Raw genomic sequence first — 17,312 nt, 5'->3', positions numbered from 1 at the left:
GATAGGGGAGCCCGCTCGGCGGCCCCATCGCTGGCAAGCCAGCTCCTACAAGAGCACAGGTTTAGTGCTGCAGGATCTTCTCGAGGAAGTGCTGGGCACGTTCGGAGCGGGCACTGATGTCGCCGAAGAATTCCTCTTTCGGGCAGTCTTCGATGATCTTGCCGGCGTCCATAAAGATCACGCGGTCGGCCACTTTACGGGCGAAGCCCATTTCGTGGGTCACGCACATCATGGTCATGCCTTCCTGGGCCAGTTGCACCATGACATCCAGTACTTCGTTGACCATCTCCGGGTCGAGCGCCGAGGTCGGTTCGTCGAACAGCATGACGATCGGGTCCATGGCCAGGGCGCGGGCAATCGCCACACGCTGTTGCTGGCCACCGGACAGTTGCCCCGGGTGCTTGTGGGCGTGGGCGGAAAGGCCGACACGGTCCAGCAGTTGCAGGCCCTTCTTGGTGGCTTCTTCCTTGCTGCGACCCAGGACCTTGATCTGCGCGATGGTCAGGTTTTCGGTGATGGTCAGGTGCGGGAACAGTTCGAAATGCTGGAACACCATGCCCACGCGCGAACGCAGTTTCGGCAGGTTGGTCTTCGGGTCGGCGATCGATGTGCCATCGACCACGATGTCGCCTTTCTGGAACGGCTCCAGGGCGTTGACGCATTTGATCAGGGTGGACTTGCCCGAGCCGGACGGCCCGCACACCACGATCACTTCACCCTTTTTGACCTCGGTGCTGCAATCAGTCAGCACCTGGAAGTCCCCATACCACTTGTTGATGTTTTTGATAGAGATCATACGGCGAACCTTTTTTGCAGACGCTTGACCAGCAGCGAGGCGGCAAAGCTGATTGTGAAATACACCAGACCGGCAACGATCAGGAATTCATTGGAGCGGCCGATGATGTCGCCGCTGGAGCGCGAGGCGTTGAGGAAATCCACCAGGCCCACGGTGTAGACCAGCGAAGTGTCCTGGAACAGGATGATGCTCTGCTGCAGCAGCAGCGGGGTCATCTTGCGGAAGGCCTGGGGCAGGATGATCAGGCGCATGGTCTGGCCGTAGGACATGCCCATGGCTTGTGCAGCCGCCATCTGGCCCTTGGGGATCGACTGCACGCCGGCCCGCACGATCTCACAGAAGTACGCCGCCTCGAACATCATGAAGGCCACGACACAGGAGGTGAACGCACCGATCGGGGTGTCTTCGCCGGTGATCCAGCGCAGTACGAACGGCACCGCCAGGTAGAACCAGGTGATCACCAGCAGCAGCGGGATCGAACGGAAGTAGTTCACATAGGCGCCGGCCACGCGGGACAGCAGTTTGCTGGACGACAGGCGCATCAGGGCCAGGATGGTACCCAGCACGATGCCGCCGACCACGCCCATGACCATCAGCTTCAAGGTCATGACCATGCCGTTCCACAAGCCAGGAATGGCGGGGATGATGCCGCTGAAATCGAATTCCATTATTTGCCCCCCACGGAGATCAGGCCGGGTACGGCAACTTTCTTCTCTACCACACGCATCAGGAGCATCAGGCTCATGTTCAGGGTGAAGTAGATCAGTGTGGCCAGGGTGAAGGCTTCAAACAGGTTGGCCGAGAACTCGGCGGTCTGTTTGGTTTGGGCCAGCAGTTCCATCAAGCCGATCAAGGACGCCACGGAGGAGTTCTTGAACACGTTGAGGAATTCCGAGGTAAGCGGCGGAATGATGATCCGGTAGGCCTGGGGCAGCAGCACATTCCAGTAGATCTGCGGCAGCTTGAAGCCCATGGCGCGGGCCGCGGATTCCTGGCCCCGAGGCAGTGCCTGGATGCCGGTACGCACTTGTTCGCAAACCCGGGCGGCGGTGAACAGGCCCAGACACACGACAACGCTCAGGTAGGCCGAGGTGGTCGGGTTGAGGTCCTGCTTGTACCACTCCTGCAGGTTCTCCGGCAGCAGGTCCGGTACCAGGAAGTACCAGATGAACAGCTGAACCAGCAGCGGCACGTTACGGAAAATTTCCACGTACACCGTCGCGATGCCCGATACCAGGCGGTTCGGTACGGTACGCATGACACCGAGCACCGAGCCCAGAATCAGCGCGACGATCCAGGCCACCACGGCAATGCCGATGGTCCAGCCCAAACCGGAAATGAACCAGTCGAGATAAGTCTCGCTGCCCACGCCGGTGGACTTGAAGAACACGCCCCAGTCCCAGTTGTAATTCATTAGGGTCTCCCCTCTGATCGATCGATGTACAAGCACCCGCCTGGGGACGTCCGTTCCCACCTGACCTCGACGGTCAGGCACACGCGATCGGCTCGACAACCACCGGTTCGAGTGTTTCCAAAAAATGCCAGCAGGTAGTGACAGACTCCTGAAGGACCGGTTGGCCCTTCAGGAAACAAGGTTAGTCAGGAATCAGGACTTTTTATCGTCAGCCGCTTTGTCGGTCGGATTGGCGATCAAGGCCTTGAGCTCGTCGCTCATCGGGAACATCAGGTTCAGGCCTTTTGGTGGGATCGGCGCCTGGAACCACTTGTCGTAGATCTTGTTGATTTCGCCCGACTTGTAGGTGGCAACGATGGCGTCGTCCACGGCTTTCTTGAACGGTGCGTCGCCCTTGCGGACCATGCAGCCATAGATTTCGTAGGACTGTGCAGTACCGGTCACGGCCCAGTCGCCCGGCTTCTTGGCCTTGGCCATTTCACCGGCCAGCAGTGCGTCGTCCATCATGAAGGCTACGGCGCGGCCGCTTTCCAGCATGTTGAAGGATTCACCGTGGTCCTTGGCGGAGATCACGTTCATGCCCATCTGCTTGTCGGCGTTCATTGCCTTGAGGATGCGCTCGGACGTGGTGCCGGCGGTGGTCACGACGTTCTTGCCTTTCAGGTCAGCGAAATCCTTGTAGGCCGAGTCCTTTTTGGACAGCAGGCGGGTACCGATTTCGAAGATGCCGACGGAGAAGTCAACTTGCTGCTGACGCTCGACGTTGTTGGTGGTGGAGCCGCACTCGACGTCCACGGTGCCGTTCTGCACCAGCGGGATACGGGTTTGCGAGGTGACCAGGTTGTACTTGACCTTGAGGTCCGGCATGTCGAGGTCTTTCTTGATGGCCTCGACGATTTTCAGCTGGATGTCGTGGGAGTAGCCGACCGGGACGCCGGAAGCGTCAGCGATGTAGGAAAACGGAATGGAAGCGTCGCGATGTCCGAGGGTGATGGTGCCGGACTCTTTGATTTTCTTCAGTGTGCCGGTGAGTTCGGCGGCGAAAACTGGAGTGCTAATCAGAGCGGCAGCGATAGCTGCGCCCAACAGATGGGGAACGATGCGCATCAATATTTCCTCGACATTTGTTTTTTTTATGAAGCCAATTCGACGGCTCTTTTATACAGCGAATGCCTTGACGGCTTCTGATGGGGTGGCTCATCAAACATTCGTCGAAGAGTGTAGAGCATGAGTCGTGCCAGACTACTCATTAATAACTAAATCATTGATTAATAAGGATATTAAATTTTTTTTAAGGTGTTTTTCACCGTGGTTGATCCGGTTAACCGAACTGATCATGAGGCGGTGTTCGGAAAACCGAATGACCTGTTGCAGGTTATTTCCGATTTTTCTGGTTGAGCGGGGTTTCATGCAGGTACTGCCATTGCACGCTCCCGGCGTGAATCCGAAGGATGGCCACCGAAACCCGGGTATTTTCCTGCTCAGGCGTGCACTGGACTTCGGTGTAGCTGATGGCCACCGTTTCGCCTTGCTGCCAGACCGGGCGCAAGTCGCTGATGATGATCTCGAGCCTCGGCCGACCGCCGACCGCGCCTTTGAACAGTTGCTCCAGGTGCTGGCGGTCGAGGGTCGCGGCTGAGGTGGTGACCATGCTGAAATGTTCGCCAAAGGCGCTCATCAGTGGCGCAATACTGGTTTCGCCGGTGCCATCTGCATCGGTAAACACGCGGTGAATCAGTTGGTGCACGTGGTGAATGCTGTGTTGCGCTTGTTCAATCAGGTTGTGGTTCATGGTGTGCCTTGGCAGGGTTCAATTGGCTCATTTGAAACAGCGGCAGCAGGCCGATCAGCGCGGCAATGGCGAAGCTCGCGTGATACGCCGCAGTGGGCTGCAACGGCTTGAGCAGCAGGTTGAAGATCATCAGGCACAGTGCCGCACCGAGGCTGAACGACATCTGCCGGTTGATGTTCCAGATCACACTGGCTTTGTGCGTGTCGCGGCTGCTGAAGTCCATCAGCGATGTGGTCTGCGCAGTGTTGGCGCCGATGCCGCCACCGATGCCCATCAAGATGTAGGCACCGACGATCAGCCAGAGGTCGTCCGGGCGATTCACCCCCACCAACGTGGCAATGCCGGCGCTGTGCAACAGCATGCCGAAAGTGAACAGGCGTCTGGCGCCGACACGGTTGTAGACACGGCCGCAAGCCAGCATGGCTATGAAGGCTCCGCTGGCGTAGACGAGCATAAACATCCCGGTCAGCCTGGCACTGAAATGCAGGGTGTTTTGCAGGAAGAAAATGCTCAGCAGATTGACCCCGGTGAACACCCCGGGAATCGCGTAATAGATGAAGAGTGAGGTGCTGAGTCTTTTGCTCTTGAGCAGGCTCAGTTCGATGATCGCGTGGCTTGATTGGCGATAGTGCTGCAGGTACAGGGCAATCAATATCACGCCCGCCACAATGCACGCGATGGCCGCCAGCGCCGGATAGTCGCCGCCATACAGCGACATGCCCATCAGCAAACTGGCGAGTGCCGCACTGACCAGCAGCAGGCCTTTGAAGTCCGGGCGCGGCAGGTGAGTGGGTCTGGCCTCTTTTATCCAGCACCACGCCAGCCCGGCGGCGATCAGTGAAAACGGGATAGTGCTGAAGAACACCCAGCGCCATGAGGTGCTGTCGACGATGATCCCGCCAACGGTCGGTGAAATCGCCGGGGCAATCAGCGCGACCGCCATTACCAGCGTGGAGATTTTCGCCCGTTGCTCGCCCTGGAACAGATTGAAGGTCAGTGCCTGCCCGACCGGGATCAACAAACCGCCACTGAGGCCTTGCACGAAACGCCAGGCCACCAGTTCAGGGAAGCTGTTCGCGACCCCGCACATCCATGCCGATCCGCTGAAGACCAGCATCGAAAGCGTGAGCATTTCCCGGCTGCCAAAGCGTCCGGAGAGCCAGGTGCTGATTGGAATGATCAGTGTCAGCCCCAGAACATAGGCATTGGCGACCCAGGCCACTGATGAGCTGCTGATGTGCAAGGCCGCCGACAGACTGGGCAGCGCGACCGCTGACATGAAGATATTGATGCAGTCGATAAAAAAACCGATCAGGAAGACAGATGCGACTTTGTAGCGATAACTCATGTTGTTTCCCCTTTGTCGTCGAGCATAGGGGCGATAGACTCCGGACGTCGATGCAATGGGGCTGAACACAATGTTTGAAAGGATTGAACAGTGAGTCATGGCGCCATGCACACGCACTTAAATCGGGTGCAGACCTTTCTCGCTATCGTTGACCTGGGGTCTTTCACCAAGGCTGCGAGTTACCTGAACATCAGCAGGGCCATGGCCAGCCTCCACGTCAAGGCGCTGGAGGAAGCGCTGTCAGTCACGCTGCTGATCCGCAATAGCCGGGCGGTTTCGCTGACAGAAACCGGGCAGAGTTTCTATACCGAGTTCAAAGCCATCGTCGCGGGTATCGACAGTGCTTTTGATAACGTACTGAAGGGCAGTCATCGGGTTTTCGGGAAGTTGCGGATCAGTTCGACCAGTGAGTATGGCGAGAAATATATTCTGCCGTTGATTCCCTTGTTCGCCGAGCAATACCCGGAAGTCAGTTTGAGTTACAACTTCAACTCATCGCTGAATGATCTGCTGGCGGAAAAACTTGATCTGGTGATCCGTCTGGGAAAATTGACGGATTCTGCTTTCAAGTGCCGCAAGCTAGCGGATTACGAGATTGTGTTGGTGGCGAGTGCACCGTTTCTCGCTCGCCATCCTGTGAATGAACCGCAGGATTTGATTAGCCTGCCGTGGATCGCCAACAGCAATTTGCAGGCGCCGACGCAGTGGCTTTTGCGCGATCGGTCAGGACGCGATATCGAGGTCAGTGGCATCAGCCATTTCGACTCGAATTCATCCACGGCGATTCGTTCGATGACGCTCTCCTCATTGGGTGTTTCGGTGTTGCCGGCGTGGCTGGTTGAAGAGGACATCGCCAGTGGACGTCTGGTGCGTTTGTTGCCGGATTACTCGCTGCCAGCGCAGTCGATCCATGTGGTGTTTCCTGACACTGCACATTTGCCGCACAAGTCGCGGGTGTTTATTGATTTTCTGCTGTTGCATTTGGCGTGCTGACGTCGACCCTCGCCCCAGCCCTCTACTAGAGACTGACCCAAGAAAAAAGCCCCTGAATCTCACAATTCAGGGGCTTTCATTCAAGCGCTGATCAGATCACGCCGCTTCAATCTTGCGATTCTGCTCAACCTTACCCAGATAAGCCGCCAACTTTTCTTGCTCGGTCGGAGTAGTGAACAACCCCAGCTTGCTGCGGCGCCACAGAATGTCTTGCGCAGTGGTCGCCCATTCTTCGCTGCACAGGTAATCGACTTCGCGGGTGTAAAGCCCACCGCCGATGTGTTCGCCTAGATCGTTCAGCGATTCCACGCCTTCGAGCATGCGCCAGGTGCGGCTGCCATAGGTGCTGGCCCAGCGCTGGGCGATTTCACTGGGGATCCATTCGAACTTCTGTCGCAGCGCCTCGGCCAGGGCCTGGGGCGTGCTCATGTTTTCACCGCCGGGCAGGGTGGCCTGGGCGGTCCAGCTTGGCTTGGCGTGCTTGAAGTACGGCGCCAGTTGCGCCAAGGCCGATTCCGCCAGCTTGCGGTAGGTGGTCAGCTTACCGCCGAACACCGAGAGCAGTGGCGCTTCGTCGGCGTTGCCCGAGAGGGCCAGGGTGTAGTCCCGGGTCACGGCGGACGGGTTGTCGGACTCGTCGTTGCACAGGGGGCGAACGCCGGAATAGGTGTGCACGATGTCGTCGCGGCTCAGCTGCTTTTTGAAGTGCGCGTTGACCACCTTGAGGATGTAGTCGGTCTCGCCGTCGGTGATGCTCACCTTCGCCGGGTCGCCGGTGTATTCGCGGTCGGTGGTGCCGATCAGGGTGAAGCGGTTCAGGTACGGAATAGTGAACACGATGCGCTGGTCTTCGTTTTGCAGAATGTGCGCGTGTTCACCTTCATAGAGTTTGGGCACGATCAGGTGGCTGCCCTGGATCAGGCGGATGCCGTAGGGCGAATCCAGCTTCAGGTCATCCTTGATGAACTTGGCGACCCAGGGGCCGGCGGCGTTGACCAGGGCCTTGGCGCGGATCGACAGCAGGCTGCCATCGCTGCGCTCCAGGTGCAGGTGCCACAGGCCTTTAATGCGGCGGGCGCTGACGCAACGGGTCTGGGTGTGGACATGGGCGCCGTTTTCCCGCGCGGCCATGGCGTTGAGCACCACCAGGCGTGCGTCGTCGACCCAGCAATCGGAGTATTCGAAGCCTTTGCTGATCTCGGCCTTGAGCGGGCTGTCGGCGCCGAACTTCAGGCTTTTGGAACCGGCCAGTTTTTCCCGCTTGCCCAGGTGGTCATACAGGAACAGCCCTGCACGAATCATCCAGGCCGGGCGCAGATGGGGGCGATGAGGCAGGACGAAACGCATGGGCTTGACGATATGCGGGGCCTTGGCCAGCAGTACTTCCCGTTCGGCCAAGGCTTCGCGCACCAGGCGGAATTCGTAATGTTCGAGGTAGCGCAGGCCACCGTGGATCAGCTTGCTGCTGGCCGAAGAGGTGTGGCTGGCCAAGTCGTCCTTTTCGCAAAGGAACACCGACAAACCGCGACCGGCTGCGTCTGCTGCAATGCCGACGCCATTGATCCCGCCGCCGATAACGGCAACATCATAGACTTCGGCAAGCGGTGGGGCAGGCAAGGTAGAAGGGTTCATCGGCTGGCCTCGCAATTTCTTTGTCTTGGAATTCGAACATTAATGTTCATTTCCGAAAATGGTAGCTGATAAACGCAGGCACAGCCACCCGACTTCGATTGAAAAAACTGATCGAAGGGCGGGCAAATGAAAATTTGTGAACAAAAGGCGGTGGGGCCGGCTTGCCGGCGATAGCGATCTTGCGGACGCCATCGCCGGCAAGCCGGGCTCCTGCAGCAATGGCATTCCCATGTAGGCGCTGGCGTGCCAGCGATGGCGGCGGTGCTGGCGTTAAACCACTTCCAGGCGAACCTTGTGCTGATTGAGTAATTGCACCAACGCCGGTACGGGCTGCTGGTCCGTCACTAGGCAGTCCACCAAGCTGATCGGTCCCAGGCGGATCATGGCGTTGCGCCCGAATTTGCTGGAGTCCGCCGCCAGGATCACTTGCCGGGCATTGGCGATGATCGCCTGGGAGACGCGTACTTCCTGGTAGTCGAAGTCCAGCAGGCTGCCGTCTTCATCGATGCCGCTGATGCCCACCAGGGCGAAGTCGACCTTGAACTGGTTGATGAAGTCGACGCTGGCCTGGCCCACCACACCGCCGTCGCGGCGCACTGTGCCGCCGGTGAGCAGCACATCGAAATCATCCTTGGCACTGAGCATCGACGCCACGTGCAGGTTGTTGGTGATGATCTTCAGGTGGTTGTGATTGAGCAGCGCCCGGGCGATGGATTCGGTGGTGGTGCCGATGTTGATGAACAGCGAGGCGTGATCGGGGATTTGTGCGGCGATGGCTTCGCCGATGCGTTGCTTCTCATCGCGCATCTGATCGGCGCGCATCGCGTAGGCGGTGTTTTCCACGCTGGAGTCATAAGCAGCGCCGCCATGGTAGCGGCGCAGCAGGTTGGCTTCCGCCAGCTGGTTGATATCGCGGCGGATGGTTTGCGGGGTCACGACGAATAACTGAGCCATTTCCTCGATGCTGACATAGCCGCGTTCGCGGACCAGATCGAGGATTTGTTGCTGGCGGGGAGGCAGATTCATGGGGCTTCCTTTGGGCTGCCGTGCAAAATTTGCCCATGATGCCGCAGGAAGCTGCTCCCGACCAGTTACACGCCAGCCCTTGGCTTACTTGGCGTCGTCGTGGGGTTCCCAGTCGCGGGTGCGGCTGACGGCTTTTTTCCAGCCGGCGTAGAGGGTTTCCTTCTCGGCTTCGGCCAGTTGGGGTTCGAACTCGCGCTCGATCACCGCTTTGCCGCGCAACTCTTCCAGGCTGCCCCAGAAGCCGCAGGCCAGGCCCGCCAGATAGGCTGCGCCCAGGGCCGTGGTTTCGCGCATTTGCGGGCGCTCGACCTGGGTCCCGAGGATGTCGGCCTGGAATTGCATGAGGAAGTTGTTGGCCACTGCGCCGCCGTCCACGCGCAGGGCTTTGAGGCGTTCGCCGGAGTCCTGTTGCATGGCGTCGAGCACGTCGCGGGTCTGGTAGGCAATGGATTCCAGGGCGGCGCGGATGATGTGGTCCACGCGCACGCCACGGGTCAGGCCGAACAGCGCGCCACGGGCGTAGGGGTCCCAGTAGGGGGCGCCGAGGCCGGTAAAGGCCGGTACCAGGTACACACCGTTGCTGTCCTTGACCTTGCCGGCAAAGTACTCGGTGTCATGGGCATCGTTGATGATCTTCAGTTCGTCGCGCAGCCACTGCACGGTCGAGCCGCCGTTGAAGACCGCGCCTTCCAGGGCATACGCCACTTCGCCGCGAGGGCCGCAGGCGATGGTGGTGAGCATGCCGTGCTTGGATTTCACCGCTTTGTCGCCGGTGTTCATCAGCAGGAAGCAGCCGGTGCCGTAGGTGTTTTTCGCCTGGCCCGGTTCCACGCACATCTGGCCGAACAGCGCCGCTTGCTGGTCGCCAGCGATACCGCCGATGGCGATGCCGCTCTTGGTACGGCCGTAGATTTCCGAAGAGGATTTCACTTCCGGGAGCATTTCCCGTGGGATATCCAGCACCTCCAGCATCCTCGCGTCCCACTCCAGGGTGTGGATGTTGAAGAGCATGGTGCGCGAGGCGTTGGTGTAGTCGGTGACGTGGGTCTTGCCGCCGGTAAATTTCCAGATCAGCCAGCTGTCGACGGTGCCGAACAGCAGTTCGCCGTTGCGCGCGCGTTCACGGCTACCCTCGACGTTGTCGAGGATCCACTTCAGCTTGGTGCCGGAGAAGTAGGGGTCGGTGACCAGGCCAGTGGTGTCGCGGATGTAGTCTTCCAGGCCGTCGCGCTTGAGCTGCTGGCAGATCTCGGTGCTGCGGCGGCACTGCCAGACGATGGCGTTGTAGATCGGGCGGCCGGTGTTCTTGTCCCAGACCACGGTGGTTTCGCGCTGGTTGGTGATGCCGATGGCGGCCACCTGGTCGTGATGCAGGCCGGCTTGCGCCAGGGCCTCGACCATCACCGCGCTTTGGGTGGCGAAGATTTCCATCGGGTCATGTTCGACCCAGCCGGCTTGTGGGTAATGCTGGGCGAATTCGCGCTGGGCGGTGCAGACCACGTTGGCGTCGCGGTCGAAAATGATCGCCCGGGAGCTGGTCGTACCCTGATCGAGGGCAATGATGTAGTTCTTGTTCTGGATGTCGGTCATGTCGATTGCCTTGGACGAAATAAGGGAGTGATGTGGGGCGCAAGGTCGAAGTGGGCAGGACCTCGCGCCGCGGTTTCAAGAAGTTCTTACTTTGCCGTCAGTGGCCGCTTCTGCATCCTTTGTAGCAGGGAGGGCGCTGGGCAGATGACGGGCAATCAGCCCGCGATACGCTGCCGCACCCAAACAGGCACCGAGGATCGGAGCAAAAATCGGTACCAGGAAATATGGAATGTCACGGCCGCCGGTGAAGGCGATTTCACCCCAGCCGGTGAAGAACGCCATCAGTTTAGGACCGAAGTCACGAGCCGGGTTCATCGCAAAGCCGGTCAGCGGGCCCATGGCACTGCCGATTACGGCAATCAGCAGGCCGATCAGCAGCGGGGCCATCGGGCCACGGGGCAGGCCGTTGTTGTCGTCGGTCAGGGACATGATCACACCCATCAGGATCGCGGTAATGACCACTTCCACCAGGAACGCCTGGGCCGTGGACAGGGACGGATGCGGGTAGGTGGAGAACACTGAGGCCAATTCCAGGCTGGCTTGGGAGCCTCGGATCATTTGATGGCTTTGTTCGAAATCGAAGAACAGGTTGCTGTAGAGGGTATACACCAAGAACGCCGCGCAGAAGGCGCCGGCGATTTGCGCCAGGATGTAGAAGGGCAGTTTGCGCTTTTCAAAGTCGGCAAACAGGCACAGGGCGATGCTCACGGCAGGGTTCAAGTGCGCGCCGGACACGCCGGCAGTGAGGTAGATCGCCATGCTCACGCCGATCCCCCAGATGATGCTGATTTCCCACAGGCCGAAGCTGGCACCCGCGACTTTGAGCGCGGCAACGCAACCGGTGCCGAAGAAGATCAATAAGGCGGTGCCCAGAAACTCGGCCATGCACTGGCCCGATAGCGACGGTTGTTGTAGAGCAGTTGTCATTGAAACCTCGGTTTTTGTTGTTGTCTGGCGCTCTGGCTCAGGAGGCTGAGCTCGATATTGACCTCGGCCAGAATCCCCATCCTGGCGTCGGCGTGTTGCCGCGTGCTGCGGTGAACACCCTACGATATTCACAAACGAAAAAATATAGACAAGAAACACTGCTGTCAAAGGTCGAAAGTGAACCGTCAGTCATTTTGTAGCAATCAACCCGGTGAATGATCGCGCCCGCCGCTAAAGGGGCGATCGCGGGTGGCAGGAGGCCATGCCCCTGGCAGCCTCCAGCCCCCTGGCTAACAAGGCTTGAGTTAGAGCGTTTTGCCTTGGGATCACCTAAAATCGCGGTCCGGTATTTTTCTTCTTTATCCCTCGCTTGGAGCTGTCATGACCCCTGCACTGGATCTGCTGAAAAAAGTTCGCGCCGAACATCGCGTGCACAGTTACGAACATGACCCCAAAGCGGCGTCCTATGGTCTTGAGGCGGCGGAAAAGCTCAACCTCGATCCGGCCCAGGTGTTCAAGACCTTGCTCGCCAGCAGTGAAAAGGGCGAATTGCTGGTGGCCGTGGTGCCCGTGGTTGGCAGCCTGGACCTCAAGGCCCTGGCCCATGCTGCCGGGGTCAAGAAAGCCGAAATGGCCGATCCGGCTGCTGCGCAACGTGCCACCGGCTATTTGTTGGGGGGCATCAGCCCGCTGGGCCAGAAGAAGCGCCTGCGGACTTTTATCGACAACAGCGCCCAGCCGTTTGCCAGCATCTTTGTCAGCGCCGGGCGCCGGGGCCTGGAAGTGGAGTTGGCGGCGTCGGTGCTGGCGGAGCACACCCAGGCGACCTTCGCCGACATCGGGCGCGCCTGACGTCTCTCCCTTGCTGTATGGAAAAAAATCCGCTGCTCTGTGTCTGTCCTGTTTGGGCGCTCGGCCTTCATGCTGGCCGCCGTATGTTCAAGGAGAAACCCTATGCAGCTTGAGTTTCATCAAATCGATGCGTTCAGCGATCAGCCCTTCGGTGGCAACCCGGCGATGGTCTATCGCCTGGAGGCCTGGCTCAGCGATGAGTTGATGCAAAAGATCGCCGCTGAGCACAACCTGTCGGAAACCACTTTTGTCGTGCGTGAAGCCGAGGGCTGGCGGATCCGCTGGTTCACCCCGACCACTGAAGTCGCCCTGTGCGGCCACGCTACCTTGGCCAGCGCCTATGTGCTGTTCGAAGTGTACGGCGAGTCGGCGCAGCGCATTGAGTTCAACAGCCAGTCAGGCCCCTTGAGCGTCAGTCGTGAAGACGGGCTCCTGTGGCTGGACTTCCCGCGGAGGACGCCGCGGGCGGTTGACGGGATTGAGGGCGTGGCCAAGGCCTTGGGTGTGGCAGTGGTCGAGCTGCTGGCGGCCAATGAGCTGTTGGTGGTGCTGGAGTCCGAGCAGGCGGTGCTGGATTGCCGGCCAGACATGGCGGCACTGGCGGCGCTGCCGTGGCCCGGGGTCATTGTCACGGCCCAGGGGCAGCAGCACGATTTCGTTTCCCGTTACTTCGCGCCGGCCATCGGTCTCAATGAGGACCCGGTCACCGGCTCGACCCACTGCTGCCTGATCCCTTACTGGGCCCAACGGTTGGACAAACTGAGCCTGACCGCCTATCAGCGTTCTGCGCGAGGCGGGGCATTGTTTTGTCGGTTACAGGGGGAGCGGGTGAGGATCGGCGGGCATGCCACGCGGGTGGCCAGCGGCACGTTATTGCTGGGATAAGGTTGCCGCGGAGCCGGTAGGCCAGCTCCGCTTCAGCCTCAGTGGGCGCTGCTGTAGCGGCGCACCCCTGATTCGCTTTTAGGGATTTGCGCGGCCGTGCTGCCGGAAGCCTGAAACAGCACCAGGTGTTCGGCGGCGACGCGAATGCCCACATCGCTGCCGACGCCATGGTCGGCGTGGCTTGGGAAGATCGACTCCAGCTGGCTGCCGGTGGGCAGTTGCAGGCGATACAGGGTCGAGGCGCCGAGGAAGGTCTTGCCGACAATCCGTGCCTTGAGCGCGCTGTCCGGCGCATAGACGATGTCGTCCGGGCGCAGCAGTACATCCACCGCGCCGCCCTGGGGCCAGGTGTAGGCACGGTTGCCACGCAGCTCACCCAGTTCGGTCTGCACCGACTCCGGGCTGCTCAACTGGCCGCGAATAAAGTAACCCTGGCCGATAAAGCTGGCGACAAAGGGTGTCAGTGGTTCGTGATAGAGGTTGTAGGGCGTGTCCCACTGCTCCAGGCGGCCTTCCTTGAATACCCCGACGTGATCGCTGACAGCAAAGGCTTCTTCCTGGTCGTGAGTCACCAAAATTGCGCTGGTGCCACGGGCCTTGAGGATGTCCCGCACTTCATGGCTGAGCTTGCGTCGCAGCTCGCCATCGAGGTTGGAGAAGGGTTCGTCGAGCAGCAGCAACTGCGGCTCAGGGGCCAGGGCCCGGGCCAGGGCGACCCGTTGTTGCTGGCCGCCGGAGAGTTCGTGGGGGAAGCGCTTGCCGAGGTTCTTCAGGTTCACCAGTTCCAGCAGTTCCTCGACCACGCGGTCCTTCTGTGGATGCTTGCGGATACCGAAGGCGATGTTGTCCGCCACACTCAAGTGGGGAAACAGCGCGTAGTCCTGGAACACCATGCCGATGCGCCGTTTCTCCGGTGCCAGGGTGAAACCGGCGCTGGAGATGGTCTCGCCCGCTAGCTGGATTTCACCTTCGTGCACCGGCTCAAAGCCGGCGATGGCGCGCAGGGTGGTGGTTTTGCCGCAGCCCGAGGACCCCAGCAGGCAACCGATGTCCCCGGCATTGAGGTGCAGGTTAAGGTTCTGTACGACCCGTTGGTCCTGATAGCCGCATGCCAGATTGCGCAGGTTCAGCAGTAATGGCTGGCTCATGCGTGGTGGTACGCCGGCTCGACCAGAAATTCGAGCAGGGCCTTTTGTGCGTGCAGGCGGTTTTCGGCCTGGTCCCACGCCACTGAACGCGGGTCGTCCAGCAGGTCGAGGCTGATTTCCTCGCCGCGGTGGGCCGGCAGGCAGTGCATGAACAGCACGTCCTCGGCTGCCAGGTCGAGCAGGGCGCGGGTCACCTGGAACGGTGCGAACAGAGCCAGGCGCTTGGCGGTTTCTTCTTCCTGGCCCATGGAGGTCCAGACATCGGTGCTGACCAGGTGGGCGCCGGTCACGGCATCCTTTGGATCGCGGACGATGGTCACGCGATCGCCAGCCTGGGCGACGAATTCGGGGTTGGGTTCATAGCCTTCCGGGCAGGCGATGCGCAGTTGGAAGTCGAACTGGATCGCTGCTTCTATATAACTGTTGCACATGTTGTTGCCGTCGCCGATCCAGGCCACGGTCTTGCCCTGGATCGAGCCGCGATGTTCCTGGAAGGTTTGCATGTCGGCCAGCAACTGGCAGGGGTGCAGGTCATCGGACAGGCCGTTGATCACCGGTACGCGGGAGTTGGCCGCAAACTCGGTCAGGGTGCTGTGGGCGAAGGTGCGGATCATCACAGCGTCGAGCATGCGCGACATGACGATGGCGCAGTCGCTGATGGGTTCGCCGCGACCCAGTTGGGTGTCCCGCGGGGAAAGGAAGATGGCCTGGCCGCCGAGCTGGATCATGCCGGCTTCGAAGGACAGCCGGGTACGGGTCGACGACTTCTCGAAAATCATGCCGAGCACGCGGTTTTTCAATGGCTCGAAGAGTACGCCGCGGTTACGCAGGTCCTTCAGCTCGATGCCTCGACGAATCACACTGACCAGCTCTTCGGGCGTGCAATCCATCAGGGAGAGAAAGTGCCTTGCGCTCATCATTAACTACCTTTTGCAACAGACCGCAGATACTCAAAGCCTTGTTTATAAGGAAAACGGGCGAGACCTGCGGCGAAAGCCGCACGGGGCGACGAAATAGGGGAAGGCGCGATATTGACATTAAATGTCGCGTCTTACCAATAGGGCTACGGCGTTTAGGGGAACTCAGAGAGGCTAGGGCGCGAGTGCGCTAGCGCTATGACAGCCGGTTTCCTGACAGCAGCCCGGCATTTGTACACTGCCCCCAAGGGCCTTGGCAATCGACTAGGGCGCGCGCAATGGGGGTGTGGTCGGTTTTTGAACGGTGGGCCAAGGCCCAGCCAGCAGGGATCGTTCGCGGCGGCAGCTTGAAACATTTTCTCACGCAACACGCCATGGGCCGCTATCGGCAAGCCTGATGCTCTGCGATTCACAGGACGAACGTCTCTGGTGTCGTGGCGGGCCCGGGATCATAGTTTTCTTCTCGCGGCCGGGCGCTGGCCGCCCTTCCTAGAATAGAGACTGGCCATGACCAAGACTCTCCACCACCGTGCCTGCCATCTGTGCGAAGCCATCTGCGGCCTGAACATCGAAACCACTGAAACTGCGGGGCAACTGCAGATCACCTCGATCAAGGGCGACCCGCAAGACAGCTTCAGTCGCGGCCACATCTGCCCCAAGGCGGTGGCCTTGCAAGACATTCAGAATGACCCGGATCGCCTGCGCCAACCCATGCTCAGGGTCGGCAGCGAGTGGCAGCCGATCGCTTGGGAAGACGCCTTCAGCCAAGTGGCCGAGGGCCTGGCGCAGATTCAGGAGCGCCATGGCAACAATGCGGTGGCCACCTACCAGGGCAACCCCAGCGTGCACAACTACGGGCTGATGACCCACAGCAATTACTTTCTGGGCCTGTTGCAGACCCGTAACCGTTTCTCTGCGACGTCGGTGGATCAACTGCCCCAGCACTTGAGCAGCTACCTGATGTACGGCCATGGTTTGTTGCTGCCGATTCCCGACATCGACCACACCGACTTCATGTTGATCCTCGGCGGCAATCCATTGGCGTCCAACGGCAGCATCATGACCGTACCGGACGTGGAGAAGCGCCTGAAAGCCATCCAGGCCCGAGGCGGAAAAGTGGTGGTGGTCGACCCGCGCCGCAGTGAAACGGCTGCGATTGCCGACCAGCATCTGTTTGTCCGGCCCGGTGGCGATGTGGCGTTGCTGTTTGGCCTTTTGCACACGATCTTCGAGGAAGGACCGACCCGCGACAGCCACCTTGAAGTCGATGGCCTGGCCGAGGTGCGTCAGGCGATTTCCACGTTCAGTCCGGAAGCCATGAGCCCCCTGTGCTCCATTCCCGCCGAGCAGATTCGCCAGTTGGCGCGGGATTTCGCCGGGGCGGACAAGGCCGTGTGCTACGGGCGCATGGGCGTGTCGACCCAGGCCTTTGGCACCTTGTGTCACTGGTTGGTGCAATTGCTCAACCTGGTGACCGGCAACCTCGATCGAGTCGGCGGGGCCCTGTGCACCGAGCCGGCGGTGGACCTGGTGGCAGCGACTTCGGGCGGGCACTTTAACGTTTGGCAAAGCCGGGTTTCCGGGCGCCCCGAGTATGGCGGCGAGTTGCCGGTGGCGGCGTTGGCGGAGGAAATGCTCACCGAAGGGGAGGGCCAAGTGCGCGCCCTGATTACCGTGGCGGGCAATCCGGTGCTGTCCACCCCCAATGGTCGGCAGTTGGAGCAGGCCCTGGACGGTCTCGAGTTCATGGTCAGCCTCGACCTGTACATCAACGAGACCACTCGTTACGCGGACTTGATCCTGCCTTCGACGTCGGCCCTGGAGAACGATCACTACGACACCACCTTCAACATGTTCGCGGTGCGTAATGTCAGCCGTTTCAATCGGGCGATCCTGCCCAAGCCCGAAGGCGCGTTGCACGACTGGGAGATTTTCGTTGGCCTGGCCAAGGCCTTTGCCGCCCGTACCGGTAAAACCCTCAAGCCCACCGTG

At 60.1% G+C, this 17,312-nt stretch carries 16 protein-coding genes; 4 read left to right on the top strand and 12 right to left on the bottom strand.

The window, feature by feature from the left end:
* Positions 1-61: 61 nt before the first annotated feature.
* The 6 genes from M1B34_RS20385 to M1B34_RS20360 all read right to left on the bottom strand — a co-directional run bounded on the left by M1B34_RS20385 (position 62) and on the right by M1B34_RS20360 (position 5,350).
* On the bottom strand, positions 62-796 hold the full coding sequence (locus M1B34_RS20385) for an amino acid ABC transporter ATP-binding protein (protein ID WP_060753935.1): 735 nt from the start codon (positions 794-796) through the stop codon (positions 62-64).
* Positions 793-1,464: an amino acid ABC transporter permease gene (locus M1B34_RS20380; RefSeq protein WP_123328694.1), complete on the bottom strand. Its 672-nt coding sequence runs from the start codon at positions 1,462-1,464 to the stop codon at positions 793-795. The genes M1B34_RS20385 and M1B34_RS20380 overlap by 4 nt, the downstream gene beginning before the upstream one ends.
* Positions 1,464-2,210 carry an amino acid ABC transporter permease gene (locus M1B34_RS20375; RefSeq protein WP_123328693.1) on the bottom strand — a complete coding sequence of 249 codons (747 nt, stop codon included), beginning with the start codon at positions 2,208-2,210 and terminating at the stop codon, positions 1,464-1,466. The genes M1B34_RS20380 and M1B34_RS20375 overlap by 1 nt, the downstream gene beginning before the upstream one ends.
* Positions 2,211-2,402: 192 nt before the next feature.
* On the bottom strand, positions 2,403-3,317 hold the full coding sequence (locus tag M1B34_RS20370) for a glutamate/aspartate ABC transporter substrate-binding protein (RefSeq protein WP_123328692.1): 915 nt from the start codon (positions 3,315-3,317) through the stop codon (positions 2,403-2,405).
* A 268-nt stretch (positions 3,318-3,585) separates the two neighbouring features.
* Positions 3,586-4,002, bottom strand: a complete 417-nt coding sequence (locus M1B34_RS20365; RefSeq protein WP_268266074.1) for a DUF4440 domain-containing protein — start codon at positions 4,000-4,002, stop codon at positions 3,586-3,588.
* On the bottom strand, positions 3,983-5,350 hold the full coding sequence (locus M1B34_RS20360) for an MFS transporter (RefSeq protein WP_268266073.1): 1,368 nt from the start codon (positions 5,348-5,350) through the stop codon (positions 3,983-3,985). The genes M1B34_RS20365 and M1B34_RS20360 overlap by 20 nt, the downstream gene beginning before the upstream one ends.
* 105 nt (positions 5,351-5,455) lie before the next feature.
* Here M1B34_RS20360 and M1B34_RS20355 point away from each other — a divergent pair, with 105 nt between their 5' ends.
* Complete coding sequence (locus M1B34_RS20355) at positions 5,456-6,343, top strand: LysR family transcriptional regulator (protein WP_268266092.1); 888 nt, start codon at positions 5,456-5,458, stop codon at positions 6,341-6,343.
* A 96-nt stretch (positions 6,344-6,439) separates the two neighbouring features.
* Here M1B34_RS20355 and glpD read toward each other — a convergent pair whose 3' ends face one another.
* The 4 genes from glpD to M1B34_RS20335 form a co-directional block, all read right to left on the bottom strand.
* Positions 6,440-7,975, bottom strand: coding sequence for a glycerol-3-phosphate dehydrogenase (glpD, locus tag M1B34_RS20350; protein WP_268266072.1), 1,536 nt, complete (start codon positions 7,973-7,975; stop codon positions 6,440-6,442).
* A 270-nt stretch (positions 7,976-8,245) separates the two neighbouring features.
* Positions 8,246-9,001 carry a DeoR/GlpR family transcriptional regulator gene (locus M1B34_RS20345; protein ID WP_123328687.1) on the bottom strand — a complete coding sequence of 252 codons (756 nt, stop codon included), beginning with the start codon at positions 8,999-9,001 and terminating at the stop codon, positions 8,246-8,248.
* Positions 9,002-9,085: 84 nt separating this feature from the next.
* Positions 9,086-10,591, bottom strand: coding sequence for a glycerol kinase GlpK (gene glpK, locus M1B34_RS20340; protein ID WP_268266071.1), 1,506 nt, complete (start codon positions 10,589-10,591; stop codon positions 9,086-9,088).
* Positions 10,592-10,666: 75 nt separating this feature from the next.
* Complete coding sequence (locus M1B34_RS20335; RefSeq protein WP_268266070.1) at positions 10,667-11,518, bottom strand: MIP/aquaporin family protein; 852 nt, start codon at positions 11,516-11,518, stop codon at positions 10,667-10,669.
* 381 nt (positions 11,519-11,899) lie between these two features.
* Between M1B34_RS20335 and ybaK the strand changes: the two genes are divergently transcribed.
* Entirely contained in the window at positions 11,900-12,370 is a 471-nt protein-coding gene (gene ybaK / locus M1B34_RS20330) for a Cys-tRNA(Pro) deacylase (protein ID WP_268262605.1), read from the top strand.
* Between the two features lie 102 nt (positions 12,371-12,472).
* Positions 12,473-13,255 carry a PhzF family phenazine biosynthesis protein gene (locus M1B34_RS20325; protein WP_268266069.1) on the top strand — a complete coding sequence of 261 codons (783 nt, stop codon included), beginning with the start codon at positions 12,473-12,475 and terminating at the stop codon, positions 13,253-13,255.
* A 38-nt stretch (positions 13,256-13,293) separates the two neighbouring features.
* On the opposite strand, the gene M1B34_RS20320 is transcribed toward M1B34_RS20325, so the two are convergent.
* Together M1B34_RS20320 and argF are read right to left on the bottom strand one after the other, a co-directional pair.
* Complete coding sequence (locus M1B34_RS20320) at positions 13,294-14,403, bottom strand: ABC transporter ATP-binding protein (protein ID WP_268266068.1); 1,110 nt, start codon at positions 14,401-14,403, stop codon at positions 13,294-13,296.
* The gene (gene argF, locus M1B34_RS20315; protein WP_123328818.1) at positions 14,400-15,320 is read right to left on the bottom strand and encodes an ornithine carbamoyltransferase; all 921 of its coding nucleotides are present in this window, start codon (positions 15,318-15,320) and stop codon (positions 14,400-14,402) included. The genes M1B34_RS20320 and argF overlap by 4 nt, the downstream gene beginning before the upstream one ends.
* 507 nt (positions 15,321-15,827) lie before the next feature.
* On the opposite strand from argF, the gene M1B34_RS20310 reads away from it, so the two are divergent.
* Positions 15,828-17,312, top strand: a 1,485-nt coding sequence (locus tag M1B34_RS20310; protein ID WP_268266067.1) for a molybdopterin-dependent oxidoreductase, incomplete at its 3' end; no start/stop codon positions are given.

It is taken from the genome of Pseudomonas morbosilactucae (assembly GCF_023241715.1).
In the GTDB taxonomy this organism is placed as follows: domain Bacteria; phylum Pseudomonadota; class Gammaproteobacteria; order Pseudomonadales; family Pseudomonadaceae; genus Aquipseudomonas; species Aquipseudomonas morbosilactucae.
Note: the sequence above shows the minus strand (reverse complement) of the source record. Positions and strands in the feature narration are given on the sequence as shown.

What these genes read in the sequence shown, in the direction of transcription:
- M1B34_RS20370 (WP_123328692.1), bottom strand. Translation starts at nt 3,317, where the DNA reads ATGCGCATCGTTCCCCATCTGTTGGGCGCAGCTATCGCTGCCGCTCTG.
- M1B34_RS20365 (WP_268266074.1), bottom strand. Translation starts at nt 4,002, where the DNA reads ATGAACCACAACCTGATTGAACAAGCGCAACACAGCATTCACCACGTG.
- glpD (WP_268266072.1), bottom strand. Translation starts at nt 7,975, where the DNA reads ATGAACCCTTCTACCTTGCCTGCCCCACCGCTTGCCGAAGTCTATGAT.
- M1B34_RS20355 (WP_268266092.1), top strand. Translation starts at nt 5,456, where the DNA reads ATGCACACGCACTTAAATCGGGTGCAGACCTTTCTCGCTATCGTTGAC.
- M1B34_RS20375 (WP_123328693.1), bottom strand. Translation starts at nt 2,210, where the DNA reads ATGAATTACAACTGGGACTGGGGCGTGTTCTTCAAGTCCACCGGCGTG.
- ybaK (WP_268262605.1), top strand. Translation starts at nt 11,900, where the DNA reads ATGACCCCTGCACTGGATCTGCTGAAAAAAGTTCGCGCCGAACATCGC.
- M1B34_RS20380 (WP_123328694.1), bottom strand. Translation starts at nt 1,464, where the DNA reads ATGGAATTCGATTTCAGCGGCATCATCCCCGCCATTCCTGGCTTGTGG.
- M1B34_RS20335 (WP_268266070.1), bottom strand. Translation starts at nt 11,518, where the DNA reads ATGACAACTGCTCTACAACAACCGTCGCTATCGGGCCAGTGCATGGCC.
- M1B34_RS20345 (WP_123328687.1), bottom strand. Translation starts at nt 9,001, where the DNA reads ATGAATCTGCCTCCCCGCCAGCAACAAATCCTCGATCTGGTCCGCGAA.
- argF (WP_123328818.1), bottom strand. Translation starts at nt 15,320, where the DNA reads ATGAGCGCAAGGCACTTTCTCTCCCTGATGGATTGCACGCCCGAAGAG.
- glpK (WP_268266071.1), bottom strand. Translation starts at nt 10,591, where the DNA reads ATGACCGACATCCAGAACAAGAACTACATCATTGCCCTCGATCAGGGT.
- M1B34_RS20360 (WP_268266073.1), bottom strand. Translation starts at nt 5,350, where the DNA reads ATGAGTTATCGCTACAAAGTCGCATCTGTCTTCCTGATCGGTTTTTTT.
- M1B34_RS20320 (WP_268266068.1), bottom strand. Translation starts at nt 14,403, where the DNA reads ATGAGCCAGCCATTACTGCTGAACCTGCGCAATCTGGCATGCGGCTAT.
- M1B34_RS20325 (WP_268266069.1), top strand. Translation starts at nt 12,473, where the DNA reads ATGCAGCTTGAGTTTCATCAAATCGATGCGTTCAGCGATCAGCCCTTC.
- M1B34_RS20385 (WP_060753935.1), bottom strand. Translation starts at nt 796, where the DNA reads ATGATCTCTATCAAAAACATCAACAAGTGGTATGGGGACTTCCAGGTG.